The organism is Bartonella sp. AA83SXKL (assembly GCF_042196965.1).
Lineage (GTDB): Bacteria > Pseudomonadota > Alphaproteobacteria > Rhizobiales > Rhizobiaceae > Bartonella.
The window spans coordinates 1-24,488 of sequence record NZ_JBHIRG010000011.1 but is presented as its reverse complement, the minus strand read 5'-3'; the positions used below and the strand labels follow the sequence as shown (position 1 = coordinate 24,488).

The 24,488-nt window shown below is 34.1% G+C and carries 17 protein-coding genes and 1 pseudogene; 8 read left to right on the top strand and 10 right to left on the bottom strand.

Features of this window, described 5'->3' with window-relative positions; genetic code table 11:
* Positions 1–119 precede the first annotated feature (119 nt).
* From ACFINO_RS06540 to ACFINO_RS06515, 6 genes are all read right to left on the bottom strand, one after another.
* The gene (locus ACFINO_RS06540) at positions 120–1,394 is read right to left on the bottom strand and encodes a M16 family metallopeptidase (RefSeq protein WP_375618402.1); all 1,275 of its coding nucleotides are present in this window, start codon (positions 1,392–1,394) and stop codon (positions 120–122) included.
* A gap of 83 nt (positions 1,395–1,477) precedes the next feature.
* Positions 1,478–2,875 carry a threonine synthase gene (gene thrC, locus ACFINO_RS06535; RefSeq protein WP_375618401.1) on the bottom strand — a complete coding sequence of 466 codons (1,398 nt, stop codon included), beginning with the start codon at positions 2,873–2,875 and terminating at the stop codon, positions 1,478–1,480.
* Between the two features lie 637 nt (positions 2,876–3,512).
* Entirely contained in the window at positions 3,513–3,875 is a 363-nt protein-coding gene (locus ACFINO_RS06530; protein WP_375634240.1) for a hypothetical protein, read from the bottom strand.
* Positions 3,876–4,084: 209 nt separating this feature from the next.
* On the bottom strand, positions 4,085–4,450 hold the full coding sequence (locus ACFINO_RS06525) for a hypothetical protein (RefSeq protein ID WP_375655273.1): 366 nt from the start codon (positions 4,448–4,450) through the stop codon (positions 4,085–4,087).
* A 197-nt stretch (positions 4,451–4,647) separates the two neighbouring features.
* Positions 4,648–5,004 (bottom strand): hypothetical protein, encoded by a 357-nt coding sequence (locus ACFINO_RS06520; protein ID WP_375640641.1) that lies wholly within the window; start codon positions 5,002–5,004, stop codon positions 4,648–4,650.
* Positions 5,005–7,005: 2,001 nt separating this feature from the next.
* A complete protein-coding gene (locus ACFINO_RS06515) occupies positions 7,006–7,701 on the bottom strand; it encodes an HAD family hydrolase (protein ID WP_375634246.1) in 696 nt (231 codons plus the stop codon).
* A 371-nt stretch (positions 7,702–8,072) separates the two neighbouring features.
* Here ACFINO_RS06515 and ACFINO_RS06510 point away from each other — a divergent pair, with 371 nt between their 5' ends.
* Positions 8,073–9,161 carry a site-specific DNA-methyltransferase gene (locus ACFINO_RS06510; RefSeq protein WP_375655284.1) on the top strand — a complete coding sequence of 363 codons (1,089 nt, stop codon included), beginning with the start codon at positions 8,073–8,075 and terminating at the stop codon, positions 9,159–9,161.
* A gap of 758 nt (positions 9,162–9,919) precedes the next feature.
* Here ACFINO_RS06510 and mutY read toward each other — a convergent pair.
* Entirely contained in the window at positions 9,920–10,978 is a 1,059-nt protein-coding gene (gene mutY, locus ACFINO_RS06505) for an A/G-specific adenine glycosylase (protein ID WP_375634248.1), read from the bottom strand.
* Positions 10,979–11,120: 142 nt separating this feature from the next.
* On the opposite strand from mutY, the gene ACFINO_RS06500 reads away from it, so the two are divergent.
* The 4 genes from ACFINO_RS06500 to ACFINO_RS06485 all read left to right on the top strand — a co-directional run bounded on the left by ACFINO_RS06500 (position 11,121) and on the right by ACFINO_RS06485 (position 16,047).
* Positions 11,121–11,621 (top strand): DUF721 domain-containing protein, encoded by a 501-nt coding sequence (locus ACFINO_RS06500; RefSeq protein WP_375631604.1) that lies wholly within the window; start codon positions 11,121–11,123, stop codon positions 11,619–11,621.
* 82 nt (positions 11,622–11,703) lie between these two features.
* On the top strand, positions 11,704–12,360 hold the full coding sequence (locus ACFINO_RS06495) for a DsbA family protein (RefSeq protein ID WP_375611143.1): 657 nt from the start codon (positions 11,704–11,706) through the stop codon (positions 12,358–12,360).
* 174 nt (positions 12,361–12,534) lie between these two features.
* Positions 12,535–15,201 carry a pyruvate, phosphate dikinase gene (gene ppdK / locus ACFINO_RS06490; RefSeq protein ID WP_375655272.1) on the top strand — a complete coding sequence of 889 codons (2,667 nt, stop codon included), beginning with the start codon at positions 12,535–12,537 and terminating at the stop codon, positions 15,199–15,201.
* 720 nt (positions 15,202–15,921) lie between these two features.
* On the top strand, positions 15,922–16,047 hold the full coding sequence (locus ACFINO_RS06485) for a hypothetical protein (protein ID WP_375655271.1): 126 nt from the start codon (positions 15,922–15,924) through the stop codon (positions 16,045–16,047).
* A gap of 918 nt (positions 16,048–16,965) precedes the next feature.
* Here the strand turns inward: ACFINO_RS06485 and ACFINO_RS06480 are convergent.
* On the bottom strand, positions 16,966–17,799 hold the full coding sequence (locus ACFINO_RS06480) for a peptidoglycan-binding protein (RefSeq protein ID WP_375655270.1): 834 nt from the start codon (positions 17,797–17,799) through the stop codon (positions 16,966–16,968).
* Positions 17,800–18,854: 1,055 nt separating this feature from the next.
* Here ACFINO_RS06480 and ACFINO_RS06475 point away from each other — a divergent pair.
* Positions 18,855–19,230 (top strand): annotated as a pseudogene (locus tag ACFINO_RS06475) (DUF5330 domain-containing protein).
* A gap of 108 nt (positions 19,231–19,338) precedes the next feature.
* Positions 19,339–19,749, top strand: coding sequence for a SufE family protein (locus ACFINO_RS06470; protein WP_375611146.1), 411 nt, complete (start codon positions 19,339–19,341; stop codon positions 19,747–19,749).
* A 98-nt stretch (positions 19,750–19,847) separates the two neighbouring features.
* On the opposite strand, the gene ACFINO_RS06465 is transcribed toward ACFINO_RS06470, so the two are convergent.
* On the bottom strand, positions 19,848–20,285 hold the full coding sequence (locus ACFINO_RS06465; protein ID WP_012754848.1) for a MucR family transcriptional regulator: 438 nt from the start codon (positions 20,283–20,285) through the stop codon (positions 19,848–19,850).
* Between the two features lie 855 nt (positions 20,286–21,140).
* Here ACFINO_RS06465 and ACFINO_RS06460 point away from each other — a divergent pair.
* Positions 21,141–23,234, top strand: a complete 2,094-nt coding sequence (locus ACFINO_RS06460) for a S9 family peptidase (RefSeq protein WP_375655269.1) — start codon at positions 21,141–21,143, stop codon at positions 23,232–23,234.
* Positions 23,235–23,316: 82 nt separating this feature from the next.
* Here ACFINO_RS06460 and ACFINO_RS06455 read toward each other — a convergent pair whose 3' ends face one another.
* A complete protein-coding gene (locus ACFINO_RS06455; RefSeq protein WP_375655268.1) occupies positions 23,317–23,919 on the bottom strand; it encodes a superoxide dismutase in 603 nt (200 codons plus the stop codon).
* Positions 23,920–24,488: the final 569 nt, after the last annotated feature.

The following is a 24,488-nucleotide window of genomic DNA, read 5'->3' as shown; positions in this document are numbered from 1 at the left end:
TAGTTTTGTACACCTCTTTGCCCAATATTTCCAAAACTTATTTAATGAGGAGAGCTTTTGTGGTAAATTTTATGATAAAATATGTGACGTTATTGTGATGCTGCTTTAAAAAGAAGTTTTTACTTTAGCTTGTATGAAAGAGTTGACGTTAAATCATCAAAATTTATGAGGGGGCCTACAGGTCCGACAGCAGTTAGTGTTGGAGTGGAGTTTGTAAAAAGACGATGTGCTAAATCAGTTAATCTTTTAGGAGTGATGAGATTGAGGCGTTCAATTGTTTCCGATATTGGAATTGGTCGACCATAAAGGAGTATTTGGCGAGCAATGAGATGTGCTTGACTAGAGGGATTTTCTTGTGACATTGTTAGATTTGCACGATATTGCGTTTGTGCTCGTTGCAGTTCGTTAGCGTGAATATTTTTGCTGACCTTGGAAAGTTCATCAAGAATCACAGGAATAAGTTCTTTGAGCCCTTCTTGTCCGGTAGCTGCGTGAACACCAAAAAGCCCAGTATCTGAAAATCCCCAATGAAAAGCATAAATAGAATAGCATAATCCACGTTTCTCTCTTACCTCTTGAAAAAGACGTGAAGACATACCACCACCAAGAATGATTGAAAGAATTTGGGCCGCATAAAAATCACGCGCGTGATAAGCACGCCCTTCAAACCCTAGAACAACTTGTGTATCCATTAAATCGCGATATTCACGAAAGTCGCCACCGACATAATTTGCAAGATTAGTAAGAGGTGCGGTTGAATGGGAGCGAAAAGTACCAAGACGACTTTCAACTTCTCGCAAGAAACTTTCGTGCTTTACAGCTCCTGCAGCAACGACAATCATACGATCTGCACTATATTGTTTATTGATGAAATCATGGAGATCAGTAGATGTAAATGATTGAATAGTTTTAGCTGTTCCTAAAATAGAGCGTCCAAGGGATTGATGACGAAAGGCTGTTTCTGTAAAGTGATCAAAAACAATATCATCAGGAGTGTCATGGGCAGCACCAATTTCCTGAAAGATTACTTGTTTTTCTCGTTCTAGTTCATCGTCGTCAAATTTTGAATGCATTAAAATATCGGCTAAAATGTCTATAGCAAGTGGGATATCGCTTTTAAGTACACGTGCAAAGTAAGCTGTTGTTTCAATACTGGTTGTAGCATTGATTTCACCGCCAACATCTTCAATATCGGTTGCAATTTGAAAAGCAGTACGGTTTTCGGTTCCTTTAAAAGCCATATGCTCAAGAAGATGAGCAATACCATGCTGTGTGGAGGTTTCATTGCGTGAGCCCACTTTAACCCATATTCCGAGGGCAACACTATCAATTTGTTGCATTGTATGTGTGGCGATAGTCAAACCATTATTTAGGCGACAGATATCTACATCCATGTATTTACAACTCCATTAAATAAGCTAAATACCTCATTGTAAGGGTATCAGAATCTTCTTGATTTAAATTAATGCAGCTAACTTTAATAAGATGCACGCGATTTTAAAGAAATATAATCTTTTACTATTTTTTCATCATTAGCAAGATTTATAAAATGCTCTTCGTGTTTCATTACATCATTGAGATGAGATGGCCATGGAGCATGAAGGCCACAAGCGCTTTTAATAGTATCAGGAAATTTAGCTGGATGAGCCGTGGCAAGAACGATCATTGGAATATGCGGTTTTTTGTTTTCACGCGCTACTTGAAGAGCGACCGCTGTATGTGGATCAACAAGATAGCCACTTTCCTTATAGACACTATCAATTTTTTGAGCTGTTGCAGCCATGTTGCTTTTCCCAGCGGAAAATAGGGAACGAATATTTTTGAGTTGCTTTTCATCAAGAGTAAAGAGACCCGTTTTTTTCAAGTTTTCCATTGCATTGCGAATCCACATTGGATCACGATTGCCACTTTCAAAGAGCAAACGTTCAAAATTAGAAGAGACCTGAATATCCATAGAAGGTGATGTTGTATGGACTATTGGTTTTGTTTTGTAAGTACCACTGGTCAATGTACGTACAAGGATGTCGTTATCATTCGTTGCGATGACCAGTTGAGCAATGGGTAATCCCATACGGGCTGCGACATAACCTGCAAAAATATCACCAAAATTTCCAGTAGGAACAGTAAATGAAACAGCTCTATCAGGTGCTCCTAAGGAAAGAGCTGATGAAAAATAGTAAACAATTTGCGCCATGATACGCGCCCAATTTATAGAATTAACACCTGAAAGCGCTGTTTTTTTACGAAAATTATGATCATTAAACATTGCTTTGACAAGAGCTTGGCAATCATCAAAATTTCCTTCAATGGCAATGGCATGAACATTGGAACATTGATTGGTTGTCATTTGCCGTTGTTGAACAGGTGATACACGTCCTTTAGGAAATAAAATAAAAATATCTGAGTGTTCTTTTCCAGCAAAAGCTTGTATGGCAGCTCCTCCTGTATCACCTGATGTTGCAGCAATAATCGTTGCACATCTATTTTTTTTAGTCAAAACATAATCCATCAGTCGAGAAAGAAACTGCATTGCTACATCTTTAAAAGCTAAAGTAGGACCATGAAAGAGTTCAAGGATAAATTCATCTGCTCCAGTTTGTCGTAACGGACAGATTGCTGGATGGTGAAAGGTTGCATAAGATTCAGCGATCATATTTTCAAAAGCTGTATATTCGATTTCGTTATTCACAAAGGGCCACAGAATAGTTTTAGCAATTGTTGTATAGGACTGACCACGAAGTGCTCGTAACGCATCAAATGATAATTGCGGAAATTTATCTGGAAGATAAAGTCCACCATCACTCGCCAACCCTGTCATGATTGTTTCCGTAAAGCTTAAAGCAGGAGCTTCACCTCTCGTGCTGATATATTCCATAAGTCTTATCCTTTTTTTATTTCTGGCAAATTGGTGAAGTTATTTATTTCACGTTTTTCATAATATTTAAATTATTAAATGGATAGAGCTTCTTTTCTTCTTTTTAACTCAATAATGAAAGGAAATAGCCTTAAGCATTTTTATTTTTGAGATATAAACGCCAAATGTTCACAGAAAATCTTTTACAGTCGAAAATTTTCTCTCTATTATTCATTCACTTAAATTTTACAACGTATCTTCATTTGTACACCTTCTTAAATAATACAATTAAATAGATAGAATGGCATTTACTGAAGAACTTTTGTATAAAACTCAATCATTTATAGTTATTTTATGCTCTTAATACTTTGTAACAATTAAATCTGCTGAACTGAATGTTAAAATGATACACCTCAGAACTCACATTGGAAGATTTATAAGGTAAATTTATGGCATTTCGTGCGCAAATCTATACTTTGAATAATCTTTTTTAGCTTAATTTATCACTTTGTATAATAATAGATATTATATTTGTGCTATACAGTATGGTAACCTAAAGTTTATCCATAGAAAACATACAACAGCCTGCTAAATGATGGGAAGCAGGCTGTAAAGTATTTTCATTTTAAATAGAAAAAAATAACTAAGTATCTTTGAATTATTTGCCTTTAATTTTTCCTATTGCCCATCCGATTATCGCACTAAATATGGCCATAACAGATCCGGTTAAAAATCCAAAACCCAAAGCTCCCATTGTAGAAAAAACTCCTAGCGTAATGGGTTCAAATACTTTCTCAAATTTTCCTTCAAAGGCAGATTCACTTTTTGCTCTATGAGTGAAACTTGGGACATAAAGAGCAGCTATATCGATAGTTTTTTTCTTTCCTTGTTCTATTAGAGAGACAGTTTCCCATTGAGTATCATTTTTCAAATGATTGGCATGAACATTTATAACTTGTGAAAGCAAAAAAGCAACTGCTATAAAAATATTTAATACGTAAGTTTTCAATACTTTAATCATAGTTTACCACCAATACTTTTATTTTAATCTGAATTGAATAGATGCATCGGCAGAATTAGTGCACATTGAGAGAAACAGAAGCATTTAAAGCTTTTTTCACTCTTAGTGTGGTAATTCATTAGTTTTTGTCATCAACAATGGATAAACACAGAATATGTTCATAGTTTATATTTCATATGAGAAGGTCTTATTCTGATGAAATTTCAATTTTAACGAGATTTAAAATACAATATTATTTTACTTATTATCCATCCTAAAAACATACCTACCGTACTTGATGCATAACCAAGAACCATCCCAATACCGAAAGTCCCGAGTGTAAGAGGTTCAACGATTTTTTCAAATTTTCCTTCGATGGTAATTTCATTTTTCATACCACGATTTAGATTTTGTGTATAGAGAGAAACCGTACTGATTGCATCCTTTCTGTTCTGTTCTGTTAAAGAAATAAAACTATTCTCACGATGAATATTGTTTTGCAAGTAGTTGGCATGTACACTTACAGTCTGTGAAATGTAAAAAACAGATATCATAGAAATAATTAACATATGATTGTTAAAAAATTTAATCATCATTTACCTCAAATACTTTATAGTATTCAGTATATATATATATATATATATGTGTAAAATTATATTTTAGATTTTTGTATGTAATTTACATAACTTATAGTTATAATAAGAGAAATAGAATCTTCATTATGTAATAAATTTATAATAATTAATAATAAAATAATGAAGCTATATATTCTATATTTCTACAATATGTTGAATTACTTGAACATCAATACTATGTCCTTTATCCAACTTATTATCGATCCTATAAAACTTATTGCATATCCAGCGTACAATAGTCCCATTCCTATAGTCATAGGCCCAACGACCTTTTCAAATTTTCCTTCACCTATTGTTCCATGTTCTGTTTGATAATTTACAGACGGAGCATAGAAAGCAGTCGTAGAAACTACATCGGATTTCGCATATTTTACTTGTTCCATTGGGAAAACAGAAAGTTCCTCTTTTGGAGTATCGTTTTTCAAATAGTTTGCATTAACATTTACAGTTTGTGAAATAAAAAAAGTGCTCGCTATAAAAATGCTTAAGATATAATTTTTAAATACTTTTACCATAACTTTACCTCAAATATTTTTAATTTATATATGTAAGAAATATACATAATGTTTATGTATCTCACACTATATACAATCCATATAGTTCAATATGTATTTTTAGTCAATAATAAAAATACATATAAAAATATACCTATAATTTTTTTATAAACATTATTGTAAAAAAGTAACAGTAATAATTAAAAATTATATTTTTAAAAACTTTATACAATATTTTATTATGTGTTATATATAAAACAACATATGGTTATCGTATAATTTTTATAAAACGATATTAATATATTTTTTAAATACATTTATAGATAATAAAATTGATCAAAATTTTTACATATTAAATATATAAAAATTTATTTATTATCGATAGTATAATAGAAAACATGAAAATTATGATGTAGCTATAAAAATATTATTAACAATTAAAATATGAAAAGACACGATAAAATTTTATTATTTATAGTATTTATTATAGATAGTCATTATTGTATAATGTGTGTTATATAGATATTATTTAAGTTATTATTCAATTGTTATTTAATTGCATCGTGATAGAAGAATAATAATTCTTAATTTACTATTAAATATATACATTTATCTTATAGATAATAATATGTTATAGATACTAAAAAATGTACAATTTTCTCATAGTATAAAGTAGAGCTCGAATTGGATAGAGATAAATGATATTATCTTTTTCTCGCCAATGTGAACAGCATATTACTATGATGGAAGGCGGTGTATAGAAGAATATAATTTAGACATATTTATGAGTGCCGAAAGATCAGCATTAGATAATATTTTCAACACTTTCTTTTTTCCAAACTGAAAAGCCGCTTTTATTTTTAGAAAGTGGATTACTTTTGAAAAGATCTGATTTCATTGCTTATTTAAAAAGGCTATTAAGTGCTTTCGGAAAATTTTAAGCAACTATTGGTATCTCTGTAGCTTGTTTAACATGATTATATGTTTCATATTTATGTGCTTTTTTAAAGAAACCGTTCTCAAGGTACTCAAGCCTATTTTGCAATGATAGATATGATGATAAAGCCCTCATAATATAAAATTCTTAGGGCATCAGAATTTTTGACGTTTATAAAGAAGAAAGATGGCATTGCCATACACTTTTCTCGCTCCTAATGTTGCTATAATTTTTGCCTTTTAAGATGATTCATTAAAAGGCATTTTTATTTCTTTATTTATTTAATTCAGCATATCCAGATTTGAAATGAGAGAATCTTACAATATTCGGTTTTTTTGCTTAATTTGAATAATGATAAATTATGATTATAAATCAATATATTGTCTGTAAATTACTTGGTATGAAATGTTTTTTATAAAACGCAAATCTTTATAAGAATGTATTCTTTTTGTTTTTTGTAATCTTAGGAAGGTTGTACCGATTGAAGCTGTTAAAATACTGTTTAAGCAGCAAAGTAAATAAGCCTTCAACAAGTTTATGAGATTTGGATTGAGTAAATATAAGTCCTTCTAACTCAACAAGGACGCTTTTGTTGTTTTCAATAAACTCTTGTATTCCATAGATTCCGCGAATTTTAATATGCTTTCCATGACCAATACGCACATACTCTAAAATTTTACCATAGTGTGTGATTTTTTTGATCAGATGGAAGAGGCTAGCAATTTTCACATCTTATCGAGCAGGGCATCGTCATATTCCTTTTTTGAAAAATATAATAACTTATCAGGATGGGCTGCTGAGGTTGGGAGTGAGATATCGGATTTGAGATAGATAAGCAGGGTTTGATTTTTATGAGTTTTCCTCCCTGTTGTTTGCTTTTTTAAAGCGCGTGCAATGGTTAACTGACTTATTGATTGCTCAACGAGGTGCTATATTTTTTCCTTCACATTGAAATGCAATTCACCCGTATCGTGAATTACGCATTTATTGAAGTTATTATAAAAGAAGCAACGAGAAGAGAAGGGAATTTGAGTAAAAATGCTTCTTACATAAGAGTTTACAAACTAATATATTCAAGAGATTTTTTATAATAGATCCCTCCATACTGCCATTGCTTCTAAGACTTCTCCTAAATGAGCATGTTTTGCGATAACTGTTTCTGCACCAGCTTCTGCAAGTGCATTAGAGTGGCCAAGATAGCTATGTGATCCTCCCGTAAAGCCGATGACACGCATGCCTGCTGCTGTCGCTGCGTGTACACCATGAAGGGAATCTTCTATAACGATAGTGTTTTGGGGCTCTGCCTGTAATTGTTGTGCGGCAAAAAGGAAAACATCAGGGGCCGGTTTCGTTCTTTTTGTTCCAACTTCAGGTGCTGAAAATATTTTACCTTCAAAAAGGTCATAGAGATCAACCGTGGTGAGCATCTCTTTTATATCTACGCTTTTTGCATTAGAGCAGATACAGTAGGGATAGCGTGTTTGAATAATTTCTATGGCTTCTCTTACATCATCAATAGCCCGTAATTTAGTTTTTATTTGTGTACGAAAAATATTAGTCATCTGATCTATGAGATGAGCGGAAATAGGTTTTTCTGTTTCCTGTTCAACGTGTTTAAGAATATCGCGAAAAATAAGCCCTGCAAAACGCTCACTCAATTCTTCGGGTGATATTTCATATCCTGTTTGTTTGAGCAATTGAGATCCAATTTTTGCTGCAAGATATTCAGAGTCGACGAGAACTCCGTCACAATCAAAAATAATAAGATCTATCTGAGGCATAAGATATTCCTTTACATGTTACGAGATGGACAACTTTCATGAAAACGATATTGAGAGGATCTTATTTCATAAAAATACGCTTTGAAAATGATTCTTAATTCTTTTACGAAATAAAAGATATGGGAACAGTACATTGAAAAAAAGAAAAATAAGGTTTCATTCATATGAAAGTTTTTTTACTTAAAAAAACAAAAACAATTATCAATTTTGTAGAACTTTAACGATACGTTTACGCTATTTTGTAAATATGGATTGGTAATGCGGGCCTATAAACTATTTTGGTTGATTATAGGGCAAATTCAGTTAATTTTGTTGGGTTTTTCATGACAGTTATTCAGCTTCAAAAAGATTTTCTTCGTACTCCCTCACAGATGCCATGGCGCAATAAAATTTTTAAAGGAGATTGTGTTTCCGTTCTAGAAAAACTTCCAAAACATTCCGTTGATATGATTTTTGCGGATCCACCCTATAATTTGCAATTGGACGGAGCTTTATATCGTCCAGATTATTCGCTTGTTGATGCGGTTGATGATGCATGGGATCAGTTTGAGAGTTTTGCTGCTTATGATGCTTTTACTCGTGCATGGTTGCTTGCTTGTCGTCGTGTATTAAAACCCAACGGAACACTTTGGGTTATCGGATCTTACCATAATATTTTTCGAGTTGGGACGGCATTACAAGATTTAGGTTTTTGGATGCTTAATGATATTATTTGGCGCAAGAATAATCCGATGCCTAATTTTCGAGGGCGCCGTTTTCAAAATGCTCATGAGACGCTTATTTGGGCTGTGCGAGATCAAAAAGATAAAAAGTACACATTTAATTATGATGCCTTAAAAGCGGCAAATGAAGATCTACAAATGCGTTCAGATTGGCTTTTCCCTCTCTGCACTGGAGCTGAACGTTTAAAAGATGATTCAGGGCGTAAATTACATCCAACACAAAAACCGCAAGCGTTATTAGCGCGTATTATTATGGCTTCTAGTAAACCTGGAGATGTTATTCTCGATCCGTTTTTTGGTTCGGGAACAACAGGTGCTGTTGCCAAGCTTTTAGGGCGTGATTTTGTTGGGATTGAACGCGAGCAAGATTACATCGATGCAGCATGTGAGAGAATTGCAGCGGTTCAACCTTTAGCGCAACCAGAACTAGCGATTTTGGATAGAAAAAAAGCAGAACCACGCGTAGCATTCAACAGTTTGCTTGAAGCAGGTTTACTCTATCCTGGAGAAGTTCTGTATGATCGTAAGAAGCAAGTATCTGCTATTGTAAGAGCTGATGGTACGATTATGCATGGTGGTGAAGCGGGCTCAATTCACGCAATGGGAAGAAAGGCTCAAGATTCGCAGAGTTGTAATGGTTGGACCTTTTGGTATTATGAGGAAAATGGACGGTTGAAGTCCATAGATCATTTAAGAATGATCATACGTTCACAAATGTTAAAAACGGGTGTTTTATGAACTAAGCTGATCGCTTCATTCTAGAGTGATCATCAATGTACCTGATCTTGATTGAGATGGACGGGAGGGTGTTTTTGCCTTTCTTAGATGTTTTTTATTAAAACACTAATCTCGCTTATAAGCGGCAAGCGAGTATTTTTATGCTTCTTTTAGAAGAAATTAAAATGAGAAATTTTCACTCTATGTTCTGATTTTAGTTCCAAAACAGTAAAATTTCAATATAAGCTTATAAAAATGAAATATCAGAATTAAAAGGTTCATTCAGAAGTTCAAAATTAAGTGCGTTTTTGAATACGTACATCTGTAAAGTGCGTAAGATGTATTGGTTTATCAAGCTAATTTAGCGTTATTCATATTGACGTCCTCCCCGAATATCGTCAAATTTTCTTATTTCAGACCTGTTTCATATTGAATCAATAAAATTTACTTGCTTGCATGTCATAAGCGGGGGTGGCGTGTGAATAAAATTGTTAAAGAAAGAATTAAAAAGTACCTTTTATGAACCGTTTCAAGTGCCAAGGGTTGTTGTAGGAGGCTGGTAAATATAATGATGGTGCTGACTTGCTCCTTCATAAGCAAAAAAGGATAGATCCTGAAATTTAAATCTAAAGCTTCTAAGCGTTTCTATCCCTCCTTAATTTTTGTCTGTAGAAAAAATTGGTTATTTCATTTTTTAAAATTTTTCTTTTACAGATTAATAAATGATCGCTAGAGATACAAAAGTCTCCATTAGAAAACATTTTTATGAATAGGGAAGGTTATTTAAATCTGAAAGAATTGGGCAGTGCTACGGAAATGGCTTTTTTCATAACAGTAGGTAGTGCTTCTTCGGCAAGATGTTGAATGTTACACCACCAACCATTTTCATAATTCATTTCATGAACATTCTCAGTATAGTAAACATCGAGTTTTAGAGAAAAGTGAGTAAAAACATGCGTAATTTGTCCTTTGAATTGCCAATTGGCAGTAAAGGGTGCATTTTGGAGCCCATTTTCGTTGTTTATGCCAATATTGTTAGGAATTTGGGTCATTCCACCAAGGAGCTTTTGCGTCTGTCGTTTTTCCAAATAAATTTGTTTCTTTTTATTAAGGACCACAAAAGCAATACCTGTTTTTGAAGGGCGTTCTTTTTTAGGGGCTTTAACTGGAAAAGACTCCGTTTGTTGCATCTTTTCTGCTTTGCATAAACATTGAAGAGGGCAGGTATAACAAGATGGTTTGCGTGGAGTACAAATTGTTGCTCCCAAATCCATCATTGCTTGAGCAAAGTCACCAGGACGATTTAAAGCAGTAATTTTTTGTGTTTTTTCTTTAATTTCAACTTTTGCTTTTTGCAATATTGAAGTGATAGCAAAAAGTCGCGCTACCACACGTTCGACATTACCATCAACCACTGCTACAGGGTGGTTAAAAGCAATCGCAGCAATGGCTGCGGCAGTATAATCTCCAATACCGGCTAGAGTTCGCAATTCTTTTACAGATTGTGGAAATTGTCCCGCGTAGTTTTCAACAAGCTGTCGCGCACATTTTTTAAGATTACGTGCGCGTGAATAATAACCAAGTCCAGCCCATGCTTTCATGATATCATCTTGTGAGGCTTTTGCTAAAGAGGAAAGATCAGGCCATAGTTTTAGAAACTTTTTAAAATAAGGCTTAACTGTTTCAACGGTTGTTTGTTGAAGCATGATTTCAGAAAGCCAAACTTGATAAGGATCAGGACGGATACCTTGTTTTTGCTTTTCTGGGGTAATCCGCCACGGAAGATGTCTGTGATTTTGATCGTACCAAGCAAGGAGGTGCGAAGAAATTTCATACATGATTGCTTTCAAGCATAGGGAGATATAAAATGCAAAAGAAAAAATTATTTATTTTGTTGATATTTCATAAATTGAGGAGGCAACAATTTTTAGATGAAACAAATGATTTTAATTTAGTAAGCGGTTGAACAATGATCTAAAAATGAGAAAACAACTTAAAAAACGTATCTTTTATTCTCTTTCTGAGACGGTATACAAAATACTTGATCCAGTTTTACGCAAACGGACAGGGCTTAATGTAGCGCTTATAGAACATTGGCCACAAATTGCGGGCTATGATATCAGTGAACATACAATGCCGCTTAAAATTATTTGGAAACGTCGTGCAGATCAAGATGAAGTTTTTCAGCCAGCAACACTTGTTGTCGCATGTGAAGGATTTGCTGCGTTAAAATTGATGCATGAAACAGAGGAATTACTTCATAGAATTAACGGATTTTTTGGCTATATTGCTATTGATCGCATCAAGATTGAGCAAAGGAGTATGTCGGTTTTTATGAATCACTTGCCTCTAAAACCGCCTTTGAGTGAACAAGACAAAAAATGCGTGGAAAAAATGCTTGAAGGAATTGAAGATAAAAGTTTGCACCAAGCACTTTATCAACTTGGCTGTTGCATTTTTTTGGAAAAAAATAATAAATAGAAAGATATTTTATATATTTTTCTTTAATATATGAGAAAGCATTGGATTCCTATTCGTTAATAACAACAGAAAAGTATTATTTATGGTAAAATATCGTTCTTTTTTATCTTTCGGGATAATTTTTCTCTTCATAACGATTGTACAAAACAGTGTAACAGTTGCTTTAGCGCGTGATCCCAAATCAGTGGCAACTGTTGATATGGCAGAGCTTCTCCAATCGGGTAAAGTAAAGGATCGCTTTGAGGGAGAGGCGGATGCACCAGTCGTCATTGTTGAGTATGCTTCGTTGACATGTACCCATTGTGCGCATTTTTATAATGATATACTTCCCCAAATTCGTAAAAAATATATCAAAACAGGAAAAGTAAAACTTATTTTCCGAGAATATGCTTTTGATCCTCGGGCAACAGCAGGTTTTATGTTGGCACGGTGTGCACCGGAAGATCGCTATTTTCCTTTGATAGAAGTTTTATTTCAAAAACAAAATGAATGGGCTTTCGGAAAAAATGCTCTAACACCATTGAAGAAAATTGGCTTAATGGCTGGTTTTACAGATGAAAGTTTTACTGCGTGTTTGAAAAATCAGTCCATTTTAGATGAAGTAAATGCATCTTTTGAACGCGGTAAAGAGCTTGGTGTCACAGCAACACCTACTTTCTTTATTAATGGTAGTAAATATGAAGGTGCCATGAAAGTAGAAGAGTTTTTTTCGGTGATTGATAGTTTTCTAAAAAACTGAATCTTAATCTTCCAGAAGATGGATAGTGATACTTTTGGTCATTATCTCTTTTGGAAGGATTAATATTATGCATTTATGAAGCGATATCGTTGAGCCAATTTTGAATCAAATCATTGCTTTTAAGTGAGCCTGGGTTGAATGATGTTTTGAAGCTGATATGGGAGGATTTGTACAGTGAAAAAATGGGTTTATAGTTTTGGAGATGGAAAGGCAGAAGGAAGTGCAAGTGAGCGTAACCTTCTCGGAGGTAAAGGGGCTAATTTGGCAGAAATGAGTAATCTTGGTTTGCCCGTACCACCCGGATTTACGCTGACAACAGAAGTTTGTAATTTTTATTATGCCCATGACAAATCATATCCAGAAGAGCTACAGGAATCTGTTAAGCAAGCACTAAGATACGTTGCTGAACAAACAGGACGTGAATTTGGGAATGAACAAAGACCACTTTTGCTGTCTGTTCGTTCAGGGGCTAGGGCTTCTATGCCAGGGATGATGGATACAGTGCTGAACCTTGGCATGAATGATAAAACTGTAAAAGCAATTGCTTTACAAGCCAATAATGAACGTTTTGCTTATGATAGTTATCGGCGTTTTATCCAAATGTATTCTAACGTTGTTTTGGGGCTAGACCATTCGTATTTTGAAGAGATTCTTGATGAAGTAAAAGCATGCAATGGTTACACTATTGATACAGAAATGACAGCAGATGATTGGAAGAATGTTATTATTTCTTATAAAGCCTATGTTGAAGAAAAATTAGGAACCCCTTTTCCACAAGATCCTGAACAACAGTTATGGGGGGCGATTGGAGCCGTTTTTTCAAGTTGGATGACAGCACGTGCAGTTACTTATCGCCGTTTACATAGCATTCCTGAAAGTTGGGGAACGGCAGTTAATGTGCAAGCTATGGTTTTTGGTAACATGGGAGAAGATTCGGCAACGGGCGTTGCTTTTACACGCAATCCATCGACAGGGAAAAAAGAACTTTATGGTGAGTTTTTAGTTAATGCGCAAGGGGAAGATGTTGTGGCGGGCATTCGAACGCCTCAAAATATTACAGAAAATGCGCGTATTGTTTCTGGTTCAAATAGACCGTCGTTAGAAAAAATTATGCCTGAGGCTTTTTTGAAATTATGTCAGATTGCGCAGAATCTTGAGCAGCATTATCGGGATATGCAAGATCTCGAATTTACCATTGAAAAAGGTAAATTATGGATGCTTCAGACTCGTTCAGGAAAACGCACGGCTCGTGCGGCTCTCAAGATGGCAATTGAAATGGTTGAGGAGGGGTTAATAAACCGTGAAGAGGCTGTGATGCGTATTGATGCAAAGTCGCTTGACCAACTTTTGCATCCAACACTTGATCCCAAAGCAGAACGTTTTGTTATAGGACGTGGTTTACCTGCTTCTCCTGGAGCCGCAACTGGTGAAATTGTTTTTACTTCAGAAGAGGCAGAAACTGTGTCGGCGGAAGGTCGCAAAGTTATTTTGGTCCGGGTAGAAACAAGCCCAGAAGATATTCATGGTATGCATGCTGCAGAAGGAATTTTAACAACGCGTGGCGGTATGACAAGTCACGCTGCTGTTGTTGCGCGGGGGATGGGAAAACCATGTATTTCTGGTGCTGGCAGTGTGCGGATTGATTATAACACAAATACGTTGTTTGCCTCAGGAGAAAGCCTAAAAAAAGGTGATGTTATCACAATTGATGGTGGAAGTGGAGAAATTTTCAAAGGGAAAGTTGCAATGTTGCAGCCTCAGCTTTGCGGAGACTTTGCAAAATTAATGGAATGGGCTGATGGGATGCGACGTATAAGAGTTCGCGCTAATGCTGATACACCATCTGATGCCCGTATGGGGCGATCTTTTGGGGCTGAAGGTATAGGTCTTTGCCGTACGGAGCATATGTTTTTTTCTGATGAACGTATCGTTGCCATGCGTGAAATGATTTTAAGTCATGATGAAAGTGGTCGTCGTAAAGCACTAGATAAGCTTTTGCCAATGCAGCGTTCAGATTTTAGTGAATTATTTGAAATTATGTGTGGTTTACCTGTTACTATCCGCTTGCTAGATCCACCATTACATGAATTTTTGCCTAAAACGAAAGCAGAAATTCTTGATGTTGCAACAGCTATGGGGGTTTCTGCTGAAGTGCTTGCTGAACGCACTCAGCAGTTGCACGAATTTAATCCTATGCTTGGATTACGAGGATGCCGTTTAGCTATTACTTATCCTGAAATTGCAGAAATGCAAGCGCGGGCGATTTTTGAAGCAGCAGAAGAAGCTGCCCAAAAATCTGGATCTCCTGTTATGCTTGAAATTATGGTGCCACTGGTTGCGCTTAAATCTGAACTCGATTTTGTGAAAGCGCGTATTGATCAGGTTGCTGAGGAAGTGATGAAAGAAAAGGGAAGCACTATTCAATATATGGTTGGGACGATGATTGAACTTCCAAGAGCGGCACTTCGAGCAGATGAAATTGCTGAAACTGCTGAATTTTTTTCATTTGGAACAAACGATTTGACACAAACTACTTTTGGGATTTCCCGTGATGATGCTGCTCCTTTTTTGGCAACCTATTTTCAAAAAGGTCTTTTAGAGCAAGATCCTTTTGTGTCTATTGACCGTGATGGAGTAGGGGAACTTATTACCATTGCTGCACAGCGTGGACGCTCAAAGCGTGCAAAAATAAAATTGGGAATTTGCGGTGAACATGGAGGCGATCCTGCCTCTATTGCTTTATGCGAAGAAAATAACCTAGATTATGTTTCGTGTTCTCCTTTTCGAGTGCCAATTGCTCGTTTAGCAGCAGCTCAGGCCGCAATAGCAAAAAGGATGTAATGGGTTAATATTTTTTGTTGTATCGTTATTACTGAAATAAATTTTTATATATTCTTTTATTTTCTTTAATAAAGGGAATAAAAATGCTTCTAAAATGTACGATAAGTTGTGTTACGCGAGAAAGTGTTTTTTTTTAGAGGTTTATGAGAGAAAATATAAAGCAGGATAGACAAAGATGTATTATTAATACTACTTTCTATTGGCGAACCTCTTGATAGAGAGAAACGTGTTATTGTGCAGTCAATTTATGCGTTTGCTTTTTTATAGGGGAATGAGCTCCTCACGCAAAATAGAATGCTCCAAACAAATGCATTTTTTTTTGCACATCATGCTGTTTGAGATAGACATTTCTCAGTGGATGCTCCATTTCACATTGATATTCGTGGAATGGGGATTATGTAAAACTCCCCGTAAGTTTATAAAAATCTTCCCAAAATTTATAAACTCCATTATGCACTCCCATCTTTACATTTATAAAGGAATATCAAAGTTACACAATCTATTGATTTATAAAGATAATTTTTTATTTCTCATATTGAATGAAAGCTGTAAATATCATAAGATCTTCTTATTTCGACTTCTTTTATAATGAATCAATCAAAACCATGTTTTTTGTATGTTACAGGCGGGATGAGCGTCTGTGGATAAAAAAATAAAGCAAGGATATGCCTCTTATGAATCATCTCAAGTGAGAGCTATCACAAATTGAAGGTAGGTACAGTGTGTAATGGTGCCGGCTTGCTTCTTCACAAGCGTAAAGATGATGTGCGCTGTCGCGCAGTTGTTGTGGGGGGGCTGCTATTATTATTCACGGGCGTTGTTGCGAAGTGGTTTTGGGTGCTTTAGAGATGTTTTTTAAGAAAGCCCGTGAATGGCAATCCAAGTATATTCCGTTTGGGACATTTTGTTTTAGGTGAGGGGGAGTGAGACTAAAAAGACATGTGATAAATAAGAGCATGAGGCAATAGGTAATCTCCGTTATTTTAAAGATATTGCTTTAGATGTCTTTGAAAGGCGTAAAGCTGAATTAAAAGGAAATGGCAAAGATGAAAACTGGTTTTTACCTTAAATTTTCATATTCTTCCCAAATTAGGCTGTTTTCCTGTTTTAAGAGATTATACAAACAGAGATGCGCAATATTCTTGCTTCCATTTGGCATACAAAAGCTATAACAGCTGAGAGAAGTACTAAACTGTCTTAACATTTGTTTCAAACATACTGCTGCGTTAGGTTTGGATGTTGATTTATAGGCAATACTAAACGCACACGCTCTCTTAAGAAGACAATGTCATAAAACACATAACTTTCCAGCAGTAGATTAGAGAGAAGTGCCGGTTTTTTATCAGACACTTTGCAAAACAACAACCATAACACAACTAGCTTTATGTCTACTTATCCTTACAGGTGTTTGCACAAATTCTTTGCATCATATTTATAAAGATCAAATTGACGATAATATATGGACAATTCGTGGTTCGATAATATGAAAGGTTTACGTGATACTACAAAAATTTCGTGTCCTTTTATCATCAGAGGCAATAAAAATGCTAGAACAAGCGCGTTTGCTATTTTGCAATATTCTTTTTTCTGCAATCGGTTGTGGTTTTTTTGAAGCAAATTATACGGCTCAATATGTAATGTGTAAGAAAACCATTCTGATTGATTGAATATAAGAGGGCTTGAGATGAAGGAATGTTTGAGGGGAGCATTAAACAAACGAAAGATGAATTATCATTATAAATTAAGAGATTATTATGATTAGCTTCAATTTAATAAACCAATTTCACGCATTTTCATTAAAATTGTGTGATTAATTTTACCTGTTACAGGAAGATCAAATATTTTTTGAAACTGTTTTAAGGCTTCTATCGTCTTTTGATCTTCTATTCCTGTGACAATAACCTCCTCATTCCCAAAAATATGTAAAGCTTTTTGCACTTGTATAATATCTTCAACAGAAGGCTCTAAAATAGCTTCTTTTAAGTGTGTCATATTTTTTGTATTGTTTGTTTCTATTTCGCTTTGCTTAATTAATATCGCGATTTCATCTGCTGCGGGATTAGATAGAACATTCTTTTGCATTCTCTGAGCAGTTTGCTGTTTCCATAAAGTGATGGCTCGGCGTGTTTTAGGTCCTTCCAGTCCATCTAATGGACCATCATAAAATCCTAATTTTGCTAGTTCTTTTTGCTTTTCCAGCATGCTTGCTGATTGAGAGGGTAAAGGTGAATTTGTGTGGTTATGACTTTGAGAATGTACAGAAGCTACACGGAAGAGTTCTTGTGATTTTTCTTCTTTTTCCGATAAAGTAGAGCTCTTACCTATACTTTGAACAGAGGAAAATTTCATTTGAGTTAAAATATTTTGATGCGTTGTCATTTGCGAAAATAAAGCATTAAATGAAATAAATAAAAAACTAATGCTAAAAAGAAGAAATCCAACAAAAAATAAAGTATTTTTTCGTGTATAGAAATAAAGAGTTTTTGCACTCCAAAAAATAAAATGAAAAGTTATAAGAAGAAGTGTTATAACAATACTACTGTAGTATTTACGGTGTTTTACAGTTTTTTTTCGGTATGTCTTTCGTTTTGTTGCCATTACTTTTATTTTCAGTTGCGTTTATTTTTTACAAAGAAACAAATATAAATTAGGAAACGAATATGAATCAGTTCTTACTTCCAGCCAGAGAGAAGTGCATTGACATTATTGATTTTTCCTTTCAAACTCCTAGAATGAGCAGCTTCATTATATCAATTTATAAGTTGATAAATCAACAAGAGTTCTTACCAACTTTTATTCATTTCATTTTTTTACAAATCTTTAATGTGTATAAAGAGAGTACCAAATGATTAGCATTCAAGATCATTTTGGTGTTTGCAAACTGCATTATCACATATAATTATCTAAACAATAATGCCACGTTATTCTTCATTTTGTGGCATATGTTTGCCTATTATTTAAAATAAAATTGAAAATATTTGCCTATAACGCTAAAAAGATGACAATCGTTATCTATTCTTTATAATTTACATATAGATGGTTACTGATCCATAAACGGTTTGGTAAGAATAATTATCTCTTAATATTATTATATTTTGGTATAAATTCCTTCTATTAAATAATTTTCATAATTATCAATTAAATTGATGTTTACAATGTTATAGAAAAAAAACTGGCTTGAGATGTAATCATAAGAGATGCAGTTATTTTTTTGATGTTTTTATCGACATGTTGACCATTTTCATAACATTCCAGTAAAAATTTTATAGATAATATAAATATTTTATCGACACTAGAGTCAGAATAACAGAATTTTACTCTTTTTAGCCTTTTCAACTAAGCTAATATGGTGGACTATTATTTAAAATAATTATGTACACAACATGATTATCTCTCTCATTTTTTATCATAGTATGTTCATTAACATGACCAGCTTGTAAGTGTATAATTTTGATGTTAATTTTTTACTGAATAGACAATGTATCCCATTTTATACAGCGGAATTGTGCCATATTTATAAAAAAGCCAATGATATAGATCCAATACATGAATACTCAATTTTATAAAAAGCACATTTTATAAATTGTTTATAAAGCAACAGTGTATAAAATGTTTCTTTTATTGTATTTACCACTGCGGTACATTGATTATCCATGATACGTTTTTTAATCAAATTATCATTTTTTTTATTTTTTATTTTTGTCATTATTTCATTTTTTGTAGCAGATCCAAGCAGTAACCATTCTTCTAGCCCTCAAAATAATGAGACAACAACGAGCGATGTGATTATTGCTTTTAAGGAAGCCTTAAATGACTTAGGCGCATTTTGTGACCGTAATATAAAAACCTGCAAAGTAGGAAAATCCTTTTTAAGTTCACTTGGCGAGCGCGCATATTACGGTGCAAGAGCTGCTTATGAATATTTAGGGAACATATTAGGAAACAAAAATGATATCAGAGACTTCCCCTAATGTTTCTTACAAAATCGAAATACAAGAGTTCTTACAAAACCATGCAATGTTATCTTGAAATAAGGATTTTTAACGTTCTTCGTGTTATTTATGTTAGGAAGAATAAATATTTATTTTTTATAAGTGTATTCAAGAATGATTATTCAAACGAAACAGGACTAAAATAATGGCGGAAACAATCGGTAATATTATAGAAAACTTTTCGCTTTTGGATAATTGGGAAGATCGTTATCGTTATGTCATCGAGCTTGGCTATGAATTGCCACCTTTTCCAGAAAGCGCTCGAAACGATGCTCACAAAGTTCCTGGTTGTGTTAGCCAAGTGTGGCTTTTATCTTCACGTAATAACTCAAAAGATCCAATATTGACGTTTCAAGGTGATTCCGATGCTCATATTGTGCGTGGACTCATTTACATACTTCTTGCTTTTTATTCAGGCAAAAAAGCTTCTGAAATTCGCAATTCTGATGCTCAAGAGCTCTTTGAAAAACTTGGTTTAAATGAAAATCTTACACCACAACGATCAAATGGTCTGAAATCAATGATTAAACGGATTCGTAACGAAAGCTATATGTAATCCCCTTGGTAGAAATTGCTATATATACAAAAGCTTCACACAAAACATGTATACTAAAATCAACTTTATACATGAAACCATTTTTTCGCAAAATAAGATTATTTAGTTTTTTTCCGTTTGCTTTTGCGTCCAAGCCCCATTTCTTTGGCCAAAGCTGATCGTGTTTTTGCATAATTAGGCGCCACCATAGGATAAGAACTATCTAACTGCCATTTTTCACGATATTCCTCTGGCAACATTCCATAATGTGTCATGAGATGACGCTTTAGAGATTTAAACTTCTTTCCATCTTCAAGGCAAATGAGATAATCAGGAAATACTGAACGCTTCGGATTAACGGCAGGCCTTTGTTTTTCAACTTCGACTTCTGTTAACTCTAGATTCCCTGCTTTACGAAAAGCAGCATGGACATCAGCAATTAAACTTGGCACTTCAGTCGGTCGAATAGAATTATTACTCACGTAGGCAGCAACAATATCAGCAACCAATGTAATAACTAAATTGCTTTCAGTCTCTAAGACTGCACGATGTTCCATTCTTGTTTCCTTTAATTTAAAATTGAGTAATTCAAAATCGAGATATAGTGCATATACTCATGATATAAAGATCTCATGCACATGAGCTTCATATTGTACAAAAATCTTTTTTGTCAATTCAATTATTCTATAAAATTGCCAAAACACAAAAAAATCAAATAAATACCCATTTTTTGTCATAATATACAATAAGAAAAACGAAATTATTACATGCTAAAATATATTTTTACCCTATAACATATCATACATAATATATAATACATCACAAATATAAAAAAATATATGATAAAATTTATTTATTTTTTTTGAGAACGTAAAAATAAAATTACTAATTATAAAAATATAATATATAAATTATTATATTTTGTTTTGAATACTTATAGTTTAGTAAGTTTATGTTTAATAAGTTTTAAATTAATTTTTATTATTTATATTTATAAAATTTAATAATAAAAAACATTATATATTATAAATATGACATAATAATATTTATTTATAATATAAAACTATTCATTAAAAGGAGATATGACATTTTTATTTTTATACAGTAATAATAATATTTTAGATATATTTATTCCTTTCTGTAAAATTATGCGATTATACTGTTTCAAAAAAAATCACTTCTTTTTCTCATAGTTTAATTGTTTTACCAGTCACTTTCATTATAAAAGTGGTGTTATATCCCTAGAAAACAATAGCTGTGATATGTAATGAACAGAAAGGTATTAGTTTTAAAAATTATCATGGTGCTATTTTTGCAAGTGAATAGAACTTATAGACTTTTACACTTGCATCAATCACTGTGATTCTAACATATAAACGAAGCTATTAACATATTTTAATATAGGATTGTGTATGACTCGCACTTTTGCAATTCCTCCCAAAGCATCTAGAATCACTCATAAGGAAATATATCATGGTATTTTTCGTGATGATCCCTATCATTGGCTACGTGCGTCTAACTGGCAAGATGTTTTTAAAGATCCTAACTGTCTTGATCCCAATATTCGACATTATCTTGAAAAAGAAAATGCTTATCAATCAGCTCAAATGGCTGATACAAAACCATTACGAGATTTGCTTTTTACCGAAATGAAAAACAGGATCCAAGAGAATGATAGTTCTGTTCCTATAAAACATGGTCCTTTTGCTTACGGATTCTCTTATGTTACCGGAGGCCAACAACCACATTATTTTCAGACACCAAGGAATGGCGGAGAAAAAAACGTGTACCTTAATGGTGATGTCTTGGCAGAAGGCAAAGAATATTTCAAATTTGGTTCAGTTCAAGAATCTCCTGACCATACACATGTGGTATGGACCTATGATGACAAAGGATCAGAATTCTATACAGCTAAAATTCGTAATTTTGAGACATTGTCTGACTGTACGGACACAATTACTGATACATCTGGTCAAATTGTATGGGATGCTAGGTCTGAAGGTTTTTTCTATACTAAGATGGATAAAAACCACCGACCTTCAGAGCTCTATTATCACCAATTAAACACAGATCAATCACAAGATAAGCTTATTTTTCGTGAAGACAATCCAGGTTTTTTCTTAGATGTAAGCGGTTCTAAGCTTAATGATGTTATTTATATTAATATTCATGATCATGAAACATCCGAGATCTGGTTAATTCCTGCTGAGGCGCCTTTTACTGTTCCCCAATGTGTACGGAAACGACAAAAAGGTATTGAATATTCACTTACAGAGGGTGGTGATGTCTTTTATATTCTGACCAATTTAGATAATGCAAAAGATTTCAAAATTATGGTAGCGCCATATACATCTCCACAATCAGAAAATTGGTCTGAGTTTGTCCCACATCAGCTTGGGTGCCTAATATTATCCCATGATGCTTATCAAGATTTTCTTGTCTGGATCGAACGTTTTGAGGGGCTTCCACGTATAAAAATGATGGAACGTACCACTAAACAAGTGAATTCCATTGCTTTTACTGAAGAGGCTTATTCTTTAAGTTTGCAAGGAGTTGCAGAATATAACAGTCCAACTATTCGTTTTTCCTATTCATCTATGACAACACCTGATCAAGTGTTTGATTATGAGATGAAAAATTGTAAACGAATGCTTTTAAAAACGCAAATAATTCCCTCTGGGCATAATAAAGATGCATATGTAACACGACGGATTACAGCAATAGCAGACGATGGTGAGAAGATTCCTATTTCACTTTTTTACCACAAAAACACTCTCCTTGATGGTGGTGCGCCTTGTCTGCTTTACGGTTATGGTGCTTATGGGATCTCTATTCCTGCCAGTTTCAATAGTAATGTACTTTCTTTAGTAAACAGAGGTTTTATTTACGCGATTGCTCATATTCGTGGAGGAAAAGAAAAGGGAGTAGAGTGGTATGAGAAAGGAAAGCATCTCTTTAAGCACAATACATTTACAGATTTTATTGCTTGTGGGCGTTACCTTGTAAACAATAAATTCACTTCTCACGACCGGCTGATTGCTCATGGTGGTTCAGCAGGGGGGATGTTGATGGGAGCCATTGCCAATATAGCTCCCCAGGATTTTGCTGGGATCGTAGCGAATGTGCCTTTTGTTGATGTCTTAGCGACAATGTTAGATGCTTCATTGCCACTCACACCTCCAGAATGGGCCGAATGGGGGAATCCTCTTGAATCAGAAGAAGATTATAAGCTTATTGCTTCCTATTCCCCTTACGATAATGTCAAAGCTCAAAACTATCCCCCTATACTTGTGATGGCAGGATTAACAGATCCTCGTGTAACTTACTGGGAGCCTGCAAAATGGGTGGCAAAATTACGAGACCTAAAAACAGACGATAATGCAGTTTTATTACGTATTAATATGGATTCAGGGCACGCTGGTGCAGCTGGACGTTTTTCAAAGCTAGAAGAAGTTGCCTATATCTATGCATATATTCTAAAGATAGCAGGAAAAGACTTTTGCTAATCCATAATACTTCTGTATGAAAGTCTCCGATAATTTATTGGATTATAGAGACTTTCATACACTAAAAAATTATCTAGATAGTTTAAAATTCACATGCTTCATAAAGTTCCAAAACATAGTCCCAATTAATTAAATGGTCTACAAAGGATTCGAGGTACTTCGGTCGAGCATTGCGATAATCAATGTAATAGGAATGTTCCCACACATCGACACCCAAAATAGGGCGAGCATTGTGCACTAAGGGATTTTCACCATTAGGCGTTTTCATAATTTCAAGCTTGCCATCTTTAATAGCAACCCATGTCCATCCAGAACCAAATTGGGCACTAGCAGCAGCAATAAAATCAGCGCGGAATTTGTCGTAACCACCTAGATCAGCGTCAATAGCTTTTGCTAACTTTTCAGGAAGTTTTTGGCCACCACCATTTTTTTTCATCCAAAGCCAAAAGTGGTTATGATTGTAATACTGCGCTGCATTATTAAACAAACCAATATTTTTTCCAAAACTTTTTTTAACAATATCTTCAAGGCTTTCATTTTCTAAGCCTAACTCTTTCACAAAATTATTGGTGTTGGTAAGATAAGCAAGGTGATGCTTATCATGATGATATTCAAGCGTTTCGCGTGACATATAAGGCGAAAGGGCATCGTAATCATAAGGCAACGGGGGCAATTCAAAAGCCATTTAAAAATCTCCTCGATTCTAATTGTTAAGCTTATTTCATAAGCCTAATTTGCCATTTACCGCATTTAAAAGCAAATGTTGAATACCTAGTTTGTATGAAATAGTTTTAATGTTTCTCTTTTTGTAAAAGAAGCTTTTAGGAAATGTATATTCATCAATCAAAAAGGGTATTGGTCTACATAAAGATTGCTTCTGAAGATTTTTTTACATCTATGAGTGGGTAATAAATATCATTATCTTTTGAATAAAAAGTAAATGGAAATAGTTATTATTCCTTGTTTTTGTATCTCTATTTTTTCAAATACCATATAAAATGTTTTTAATTTTTGCAAAACTCTTCCAGTTTATTGGTGTATCATAATGTTTTCAACAGAATATTAAGTGTTATTTTTTAGGAAATATTTTTCAATGTGCTTGATTTTATTTTATGGTGCTACCCATGAATAATATAATGTAAAAATTAGTGGACATTACCATCTTTATGCTTAATGCAAGAATAAGCAAACGCAAAGCCAGTTGTGTCATTGTTGTTGTTTTGCAGAGTGACTGATAAAAGGCAGGAACATCTT

What these genes read in the sequence shown, in the direction of transcription:
- ACFINO_RS06540 (WP_375618402.1), bottom strand. Translation starts at nt 1,394, where the DNA reads ATGGATGTAGATATCTGTCGCCTAAATAATGGTTTGACTATCGCCACA.
- thrC (WP_375618401.1), bottom strand. Translation starts at nt 2,875, where the DNA reads ATGGAATATATCAGCACGAGAGGTGAAGCTCCTGCTTTAAGCTTTACG.
- ACFINO_RS06530 (WP_375634240.1), bottom strand. Translation starts at nt 3,875, where the DNA reads ATGATTAAAGTATTGAAAACTTACGTATTAAATATTTTTATAGCAGTT.
- ACFINO_RS06525 (WP_375655273.1), bottom strand. Translation starts at nt 4,450, where the DNA reads ATGATGATTAAATTTTTTAACAATCATATGTTAATTATTTCTATGATA.
- ACFINO_RS06520 (WP_375640641.1), bottom strand. Translation starts at nt 5,004, where the DNA reads ATGGTAAAAGTATTTAAAAATTATATCTTAAGCATTTTTATAGCGAGC.
- ACFINO_RS06515 (WP_375634246.1), bottom strand. Translation starts at nt 7,701, where the DNA reads ATGCCTCAGATAGATCTTATTATTTTTGATTGTGACGGAGTTCTCGTC.
- ACFINO_RS06510 (WP_375655284.1), top strand. Translation starts at nt 8,073, where the DNA reads ATGCCATGGCGCAATAAAATTTTTAAAGGAGATTGTGTTTCCGTTCTA.
- mutY (WP_375634248.1), bottom strand. Translation starts at nt 10,978, where the DNA reads ATGTATGAAATTTCTTCGCACCTCCTTGCTTGGTACGATCAAAATCAC.
- ACFINO_RS06500 (WP_375631604.1), top strand. Translation starts at nt 11,121, where the DNA reads ATGAGAAAACAACTTAAAAAACGTATCTTTTATTCTCTTTCTGAGACG.
- ACFINO_RS06495 (WP_375611143.1), top strand. Translation starts at nt 11,704, where the DNA reads ATGGTAAAATATCGTTCTTTTTTATCTTTCGGGATAATTTTTCTCTTC.
- ACFINO_RS06480 (WP_375655270.1), bottom strand. Translation starts at nt 17,799, where the DNA reads ATGGCAACAAAACGAAAGACATACCGAAAAAAAACTGTAAAACACCGT.
- ACFINO_RS06470 (WP_375611146.1), top strand. Translation starts at nt 19,339, where the DNA reads ATGGCGGAAACAATCGGTAATATTATAGAAAACTTTTCGCTTTTGGAT.
- ACFINO_RS06465 (WP_012754848.1), bottom strand. Translation starts at nt 20,285, where the DNA reads ATGGAACATCGTGCAGTCTTAGAGACTGAAAGCAATTTAGTTATTACA.
- ACFINO_RS06460 (WP_375655269.1), top strand. Translation starts at nt 21,141, where the DNA reads ATGACTCGCACTTTTGCAATTCCTCCCAAAGCATCTAGAATCACTCAT.
- ACFINO_RS06455 (WP_375655268.1), bottom strand. Translation starts at nt 23,919, where the DNA reads ATGGCTTTTGAATTGCCCCCGTTGCCTTATGATTACGATGCCCTTTCG.